At 68.6% G+C, this 3,001-nt stretch carries 5 protein-coding genes; 4 read left to right on the top strand and 1 reads right to left on the bottom strand.

Going from position 1 to position 3,001, the window contains the following annotated elements:
• The 4 genes from RMO12_RS00725 to RMO12_RS00710 all read left to right on the top strand — a co-directional run.
• Nucleotides 1–864 (top strand): MFS transporter (locus RMO12_RS00725; protein WP_309637833.1); only part of this gene is annotated, 864 nt, incomplete at its 5' end.
• Complete coding sequence (locus RMO12_RS00720) at nucleotides 861–1,403, top strand: DUF3833 domain-containing protein (RefSeq protein WP_309626380.1); 543 nt, start codon at nucleotides 861–863, stop codon at nucleotides 1,401–1,403. The genes RMO12_RS00725 and RMO12_RS00720, both read left to right, overlap by 4 nt.
• Before the next feature lie 6 nt (nucleotides 1,404–1,409).
• A complete protein-coding gene (locus RMO12_RS00715; protein ID WP_309637832.1) occupies nucleotides 1,410–2,183 on the top strand; it encodes an SDR family NAD(P)-dependent oxidoreductase in 774 nt (257 codons plus the stop codon).
• Nucleotides 2,184–2,223: 40 nt separating this feature from the next.
• Nucleotides 2,224–2,634 carry a nuclear transport factor 2 family protein gene (locus tag RMO12_RS00710; protein ID WP_309637831.1) on the top strand — a complete coding sequence of 137 codons (411 nt, stop codon included), beginning with the start codon at nucleotides 2,224–2,226 and terminating at the stop codon, nucleotides 2,632–2,634.
• A gap of 34 nt (nucleotides 2,635–2,668) precedes the next feature.
• Here RMO12_RS00710 and RMO12_RS00705 read toward each other — a convergent pair.
• A partial coding sequence (locus RMO12_RS00705; protein WP_309637830.1) for a CorA family divalent cation transporter occupies nucleotides 2,669–3,001 on the bottom strand: 333 nt, incomplete at its 5' end.

Genomic DNA, 3,001 nt, shown 5'->3' with positions numbered 1-3,001 from the left:
CGGCTGGGCGGCAACGAGGCGCAGCGTGCGCGCGTGGTGGCGTGGCGCGAGGGCGCCGCGCTGATCGGCGTGCTGGTCGCGAGCCTGCTGCCTTCGCTCGCCGGCCTGCAATGGACGAGCGCGCTGTTCGCCGCGCTGCTGGCGGCCGGCGTCGCGCTGCTGGCCAGGGCGCCACGGCCAGCGCATCGACCGACGACTCATCCCGGCGCGATCGGGCTGCTGCTGCCGTTTGGCGTTTCGGCGGTTCGGCGCCTGCTGGCCGTTTTCATGGTCAACGGCATCGCCAGTGCCGTGCCGGCCACGCTGGTGCTGTTCTTCATTCGCGACCGCCTGCAGTTGCCGGCGTGGGAGCCCTTGTTCCTGCTGACGTACTTTGCTGCCGGCGCGCTGTCGATTCCGCTGTGGTTGCGATTGGTGAGCCGCTTCGGCATAGCGCGCAGCTGGCTCGGCGGTATGGCGTTGGCCGTCGCGGCCTTCGTCTGGGCGGCCACGCTCGGGATCGGCGATGCAGGGCCCTATCTCGCGGTGTGCGCGGCCAGCGGCGTGGCGCTCGGCGCCGATCTCACGCTGCCCGGCGCGCTGCTGGCCGGCGTGATCCAGCGCGCGGGGCACGGCGGGCGGGCCGAGGGCGCCTACTTCGGCTGGTGGAACTTCGCCACCAAGCTCAATCTCGCGCTGGCTGCCGGCGTGGCGCTGCCGCTGCTCGACGCGATCGGTTATCGCAGCGGCGCGCGCGACGCCGCGGCACTCGACGCACTGACCATCGCCTACTGCCTGTTGCCTTGCGTGCTCAAACTGGCGGCTGCAGCGCTGCTTTGGGCGCTGTGGCTGCGACAAGCTCCCGCTGAAAGCCCGACCTCATGATCCTTTCCAAAACCCTGCGAGCCACCGCGCTCGCGTTCGCCGTTGCGAGCGGTCTGGCCGGCTGTGCCGGCCCGCGCGTGAGCGATTACGCCGCCGAGACGCCGACGCTCGACCTGGCGCGCTACTTTGACGGCACCGTCAACGCCCACGGCGTGTTCACCGACCGCTCCGGCGCGGTCGTCAAGCGCTTCGGTGTCGTCATGACCTGTCGCTGGCAGGGCGACGAGGGCGTGCTCGACGAGGCCTTTACCTACAGCGACGGCAGCCGCGAGCGCCGCGTCTGGCGCCTGAAGAAGCACGCCAACGGCCGCTATAGCGGCACCGCCGACGACGTGGTCGGCGTCGCCGAAGGGCAGGCGTCGGGCAACGCCTTCAACTGGCGCTACACACTGAGACTTTCCTCGGGTGGCAAGCTCGTCGAAGTGCAATTCGACGACTGGATGTATCTGATGGACGAACGCGTGATGCTCAACAAGGCGGTGATGAGCAAGTTCGGCATCCGCCTGGGCGAAGTGACGCTCGCGTTTTATAAGTCCTGAGCGGCAATGGCACTCAACCCGCGCATCACCGACTGGCAGGGCCGCGTCGCCTGGCTGGTCGGCGCCTCCAGCGGCATCGGCCGCGCCACCGCCTCGGCATTGCATGCGCGTGGCGCGGCGGTGGTGGTGTCGGCGCGCAGCGTGCCGGCGCTCGACGACTTCGTGCGCGAACATCCCGGCAGCCGCGCCGTGGCATGCGACGCCACCGATCGCGAGGCCGTGCGCTGGGGCGCCCGCCAGGTGCTCGCGCAGGGCGGTCGCATCGATCTGGCGATGTACTGCGCGGGCCACTACAAGCCGCAGCGCGCCACCGCCTTTGATTTGGGCGAGATGCTCCGGCATCAGCAGATCAACTACGTCGGCGCGCTGCACATGCTGGACGCGGTGCTGCCGACCGTGCTGCGGCAGGGCTCGGGTCATGTGAGCCTGGTCTCGAGCGTGAGCGGTTACCGCGGCCTGCCCAATGCACTGGCCTACGGTCCGACCAAGGCCGCGCTCATCAACCTGGCCCAGACGCTCTACCTGGACCTCAGCGAACGCGGCATCGGCGTCTCGCTCATCAACCCCGGCTTCGTCGAGACGCCGCTGACCGCACACAACACCTTCAGGATGCCAGCGCTGATGAAGCCCGAGCGGGCGGCGGCGGAAATCCTTGCCGGGTGGGCTGCGGGCGCGTTCGAGATCCACTTCCCGAAGCGCTTCACGCGCTGGCTCAAGGCGATGAACCATCTCGGCGATGCGCTCTACTTCAAGGCGGTGCGGCGTGTCACGGGCCTGTGAGGCGCCGGCCTGCCGCCCCGGCCCGGTAGGCGACGCCCGCGTGGCGCGCTTGGTCGCGCTGTTCGAGGCGCTCACGCGCGGCGACGTGGCGCGGCTCGGTGACATCTACCGCGACGACGCGCGCTTCAAGGACCCGTTCAATGACGTGCAGGGCGTGGCGGCAATCCAGCGCGTGTTCACGCACATGTTTGACGCGCTCGACGCGCCGCGCTTCGTCGTCAGCGAAGCGGTCGTGCAAGGCGATCGCTGCTTTCTGGTGTGGGAGTTCTCGTTTCGCTTTCGGCGCGAGCGGCGTGAGCAGCGCGTGCGTGGCGGCTCGCACCTGGTGTTCGCGGTCGATGGCCGCATCGAAGTTCACCGCGACTACTGGGACGCGGCTGAGGAGTTGTACGAGAAGCTACCCGTGCTCGGCGCCTTGCTGCGCTGGCTGCGGGGGCGCATGAGCGCATGAGCGCCCGATCGTCGATCCGCGCGCGCGCCCTCGCCTACAGCCAACCCTTGCGGCGGAAATACCAGAACGGTGCGATCACCGAAGCGGCCATCAGGCCGAGCGCGAACGGGTAGCCGCCACTCCACTGCAGCTCGGGCATGAAGCGGAAGTTCATGCCGTAGATGCTGGCGATCAAGGTCGGTGGCAGCAGCGCGACGCTCGCCACCGAGAACAGCTTGATGATGCGGTTCTGGTTGATGTTGATGAAGCCGACCGTGGCGTCCATCAGGAAGTTGATCTTGTCGAACAGGAAGGCGGTGTGCGAGTCGAGCGAATCGATGTCGCGCAGGATCTGCCTCGCCTCCTCGAACTGCTCGGCATTGAGCAG

This window comes from Methylibium sp., assembly GCF_031393925.1.
Classification (GTDB): domain Bacteria; phylum Pseudomonadota; class Gammaproteobacteria; order Burkholderiales; family Burkholderiaceae_C; genus Methylibium.
The sequence above is the reverse complement of the archived record's forward strand: the minus strand, read 5'-3'. Positions and strand labels throughout refer to the sequence as shown.